2 rRNA genes are annotated in these 5,303 nt (G+C 55.7%); both read left to right on the top strand.

Annotation, left to right across the window (positions count from 1 at the left end):
- The first annotated feature begins 46 nt into the window (after positions 1-46).
- A 16S ribosomal RNA gene (locus ABIE18_RS22035) occupies positions 47-1,569 on the top strand.
- A gap of 529 nt (positions 1,570-2,098) precedes the next feature.
- Positions 2,099-5,242 (top strand): 23S ribosomal RNA (locus tag ABIE18_RS22030).
- Together the 16S and 23S rRNA genes form the textbook arrangement of a ribosomal RNA operon.
- Positions 5,243-5,303 lie beyond the last annotated feature (61 nt).

Raw genomic sequence — 5,303 nt, 5'->3', positions numbered from 1 at the left:
CGTTATTTCCGGTGGGTGTGGTTGTGTCTGTTTGATTTGTTTTACTTCAACGGAGAGTTTGATCCTGGCTCAGGATGAACGCTGGCGGCGTGCTTAACACATGCAAGTCGAACGATGATCTCCAGCTTGCTGGGGGGATTAGTGGCGAACGGGTGAGTAACACGTGAGTAACCTGCCCTTGACTCTGGGATAAGCCTGGGAAACTGGGTCTAATACCGGATACGACCATCTGGCGCATGTCATGGTGGTGGAAAGCTTTTGTGGTTTTGGATGGACTCGCGGCCTATCAGCTTGTTGGTGGGGTAATGGCCTACCAAGGCGACGACGGGTAGCCGGCCTGAGAGGGTGACCGGCCACACTGGGACTGAGACACGGCCCAGACTCCTACGGGAGGCAGCAGTGGGGAATATTGCACAATGGGCGAAAGCCTGATGCAGCGACGCCGCGTGAGGGATGACGGCCTTCGGGTTGTAAACCTCTTTCAGTAGGGAAGAAGCGAAAGTGACGGTACCTGCAGAAGAAGCGCCGGCTAACTACGTGCCAGCAGCCGCGGTAATACGTAGGGCGCAAGCGTTATCCGGAATTATTGGGCGTAAAGAGCTCGTAGGCGGTTTGTCGCGTCTGCTGTGAAAGACCGGGGCTCAACTCCGGTTCTGCAGTGGGTACGGGCAGACTAGAGTGCAGTAGGGGAGACTGGAATTCCTGGTGTAGCGGTGAAATGCGCAGATATCAGGAGGAACACCGATGGCGAAGGCAGGTCTCTGGGCTGTAACTGACGCTGAGGAGCGAAAGCATGGGGAGCGAACAGGATTAGATACCCTGGTAGTCCATGCCGTAAACGTTGGGCACTAGGTGTGGGGGACATTCCACGTTTTCCGCGCCGTAGCTAACGCATTAAGTGCCCCGCCTGGGGAGTACGGCCGCAAGGCTAAAACTCAAAGGAATTGACGGGGGCCCGCACAAGCGGCGGAGCATGCGGATTAATTCGATGCAACGCGAAGAACCTTACCAAGGCTTGACATGAACCGGAAAGACCTGGAAACAGGTGCCCCGCTTGCGGTCGGTTTACAGGTGGTGCATGGTTGTCGTCAGCTCGTGTCGTGAGATGTTGGGTTAAGTCCCGCAACGAGCGCAACCCTCGTTCTATGTTGCCAGCGCGTTATGGCGGGGACTCATAGGAGACTGCCGGGGTCAACTCGGAGGAAGGTGGGGACGACGTCAAATCATCATGCCCCTTATGTCTTGGGCTTCACGCATGCTACAATGGCCGGTACAAAGGGTTGCGATACTGTGAGGTGGAGCTAATCCCAAAAAGCCGGTCTCAGTTCGGATTGGGGTCTGCAACTCGACCCCATGAAGTCGGAGTCGCTAGTAATCGCAGATCAGCAACGCTGCGGTGAATACGTTCCCGGGCCTTGTACACACCGCCCGTCAAGTCACGAAAGTTGGTAACACCCGAAGCCGGTGGCCTAACCCTTGTGGGGGGAGCCGTCGAAGGTGGGACCGGCGATTGGGACTAAGTCGTAACAAGGTAGCCGTACCGGAAGGTGCGGCTGGATCACCTCCTTTCTAAGGAGCTGCTAACGATTGCTTGCCGTGCCTGCATGGGTGTGGGAGTGGTTGTCAGTGTTGCCCATTGCGCAGGCGTCTGTTCTGCGGTGGGTGCTCATGGGTGGAAACATCAACGAATCAAGAGTTTTTTGGCATGGCCTTTCCGGTTGTGTCCTGGTGTTAGTACGGCAGTGCCGCGTCCTTTTGGGGGTGTGGTGGTGTCGGGAACGTGCCGGGGCGTGGTTTGTGTGGGTTGTGTTTGGCGCACTGTTGGGTCCTGAGGCAACAGGACCTTTTTGCAGCAATGCAGAGAGCATCTTCTGGTGTTTCTTTTGTTCCTGCTTCCGGTATTGCCGGTCACTGTCAGCAGCCCCGTTGTGGGTTGTGGTGTCCGGGGGTCTGGTTGATGGGGTTGTTGTTTGAGAACTACATAGTGGACGCGAGCATCTGGAACACACACGTGTGTGTGTTCCTACAGCAATTTCTTATGAATGAACCTGGCCCTTAGCGGTCGTGGTTCTCTCGAGTAAGTTTTTGATCTTTGTGTGGTCAAGTTTTTAAGGGCACACGGTGGATGCCTTGGCATTAGGAGCCGAAGAAGGACGTAGGAATCTGCGATAAGCCTGGGGGAGTTGATAACCGAGCGTTGATCCCAGGATGTCCGAATGGGGAAACCCCGCACAACGCTGCAAGGTGATTGTGTGACCCGCATCTGAACACATAGGGTGCGTGGGGGGAACGCGGGGAAGTGAAACATCTCAGTACCCGCAGGAAGAGAAAACAATAGTGATTCCGTTAGTAGTGGCGAGCGAACGCGGATCAGGCTAAACCGTTTCCATGTGTGATAGCCGGCGGGCGTTGCATGGGCGGGGTTGTGGGACTTTCCGTACTGGTTCTGCCGGACTGGTGGGGTGTGTAGTGCAGGCATAGGTGAACGGTCTTGAAAGGCCGGCCAGAGAGGGTGTGAGCCCCGTAACCGTAATGTTGTGTACCGCCTGGAGAGGATCCCAAGTAGCACGGGGCCCGAGAAATCCCGTGCGAATCTGTCAGGACCACCTGATAAGCCTAAATACTTCCTAATGACCGATAGCGGACCAGTACCGTGAGGGAAAGGTGAAAAGTACCCCGGGAGGGGAGTGAAACAGTACCTGAAACCGTGTGCTTACAATCCGTCGGAGCCAGTCTGATTCTGGTGACGGCGTGCCTTTTGAAGAATGAGCCTGCGAGTTAGTGTTACGTCGCGAGGTTAACCCGTGTGGGGTAGCCGTAGCGAAAGCGAGTCTGAACAGGGCGAGTGTAGTGGCGTGATCTAGACCCGAAGCGGAGTGATCTACCCATGGCCAGGTTGAAGCGACGGTAAGACGTCGTGGAGGACCGAACCCACTTCAGTTGAAAATGGAGGGGATGAGCTGTGGGTAGGGGTGAAAGGCCAATCAAACTCCGTGATAGCTGGTTCTCCCCGAAATGCATTTAGGTGCAGCGTTGCGTGTTTCTTGCCGGAGGTAGAGCTACTGGATGGCCGATGGGCCCTACAAGGTTACTGACGTCAGCCAAACTCCGAATGCCGGTAAGTGAGAGCGCAGCAGTGAGACTGTGGGGGATAAGCTTCATAGTCGAGAGGGAAACAGCCCAGACCACCAACTAAGGCCCCTAAGCGTGTGCTAAGTGGGAAAGGATGTGGAGTTGCGAAGACAACCAGGAGGTTGGCTTAGAAGCAGCCATCCTTGAAAGAGTGCGTAATAGCTCACTGGTCAAGTGATTCCGCGCCGACAATGTAGCGGGGCTCAAGTACACCGCCGAAGTTGTGGATTTCACACAGTACCCTAGCCTTCGTGGTTCAGGGGTGTGGAGTGGTAGGGGAGCGTCGTGTGGGCAGTGAAGTCGCGGTGGAAACCAGCGGTGGAGCCTACACGAGTGAGAATGCAGGCATGAGTAGCGAAAGACGGGTGAGAAACCCGTCCGCCGAATGATCAAGGGTTCCAGGGTCAAGCTAATCTGCCCTGGGTAAGTCGGGACCTAAGGCGAGGCCGACAGGCGTAGTCGATGGACAACGGGTTGATATTCCCGTACCGGCGAAAAACCGCCCATGCCAAGCGGGGGATACTAACCGCCCGGAGCCTGCCCTATCACCCTTGTGGTGTGTGGGTTTTGGCCGAGCGCGGGACCTGATCCCGGGAGGTAAGCGTATTAACAGGTGTGACGCAGGAAGGTAGCCGGGCCGGGCGATGGTTGCCCCGGTCCAAGGATGTAGGGTCAGGGATAGGCAAATCCGTTCCTGTGTGTTTCGAGCACGATCCTGAGATCTGATGGGACCCCCGTTCGGGGGGATCCGGTGATCCTATGCTGCCTAGAAAAGCATCGACGCGAGGTTTTAGCCGCCCGTACCCCAAACCGACACAGGTGATCAGGTAGAGAATACCAAGGCGATCGAGAGAATTATGGTTAAGGAACTCGGCAAAATGCCCCCGTAACTTCGGGAGAAGGGGGGCCTGCCCCGTGATACAGACTTGCTCTGTGGAGCGGGTGTGGGCCGCAGAGACCAGGGGGAAGCGACTGTTTACTAAAAACACAGGTCCGTGCGAAGTCGCAAGACGATGTATACGGACTGACTCCTGCCCGGTGCTGGAAGGTTAAGAGGACCGGTTAGCCCCTTGTGGGCGAAGCTGAGAATTTAAGCCCCAGTAAACGGCGGTGGTAACTATAACCATCCTAAGGTAGCGAAATTCCTTGTCGGGTAAGTTCCGACCTGCACGAATGGAGTAACGACTTCCCCGCTGTCTCAACCATAAACTCGGCGAAATTGCAGTACGAGTAAAGATGCTCGTTACGCGCAGCAGGACGGAAAGACCCCGAGACCTTTACTATAGTTTGGTATTGGTGTTCGGAGTGGCTTGTGTAGGATAGGTGGGAGACGTTGAAACCCGGACGCCAGTTCGGGTGGAGTCATCGTTGAAATACCACTCTGGTCACTTTGGACATCTAACTTCGGCCCGTGATCCGGGTCAGGGACAGTGCCTGATGGGTAGTTTAACTGGGGCGGTTGCCTCCTAAAAAGTAACGGAGGCGCCCAAAGGTTCCCTCAGCCTGGTTGGCAATCAGGTGTCGAGTGTAAGTGCACAAGGGAGCTTGACTGTGAGAGAGACATCTCAAGCAGGGACGAAAGTCGGGACTAGTGATCCGGCGGTACATTGTGGAATGGCCGTCGCTCAACGGATAAAAGGTACCTCGGGGATAACAGGCTGATCTTGCCCAAGAGTCCATATCGACGGCATGGTTTGGCACCTCGATGTCGGCTCGTCGCATCCTGGGGCTGGAGTAGGTCCCAAGGGTTGGGCTGTTCGCCCATTAAAGCGGTACGCGAGCTGGGTTTAGAACGTCGTGAGACAGTTCGGTCCCTATCCGCTGCGCGCGCAGGAAATTTGAGAAGGGCTGTCCTTAGTACGAGAGGACCGGGACGGACGAACCTCTGGTGTGTCAGTTGTACTGCCAAGTGCACCGCTGATTAGCTACGTTCGGATGGGATAACCGCTGAAAGCATCTAAGCGGGAAGCTCGCTTCAAGATGAGATTTCCATACACAATTTGTGTGAGAGGCCCCCAGCCAGACCACTGGGTTGATAGGCCGGATGTGGAAGCGAGGACCAAAGACTCGTGAAGCTGACCGGTACTAATAGGCCAACAACTTACACCACACACAACACTGCACGCGTCCACTATGTGGTTCCCGAACAACAACCCGTTGCTCACAGGAAC

This window comes from Arthrobacter sp. 2762 (assembly GCF_040548745.1).
Lineage (GTDB): Bacteria > Actinomycetota > Actinomycetes > Actinomycetales > Micrococcaceae > Arthrobacter.
This window is presented reverse-complemented; position numbering and strand designations above follow the sequence as displayed.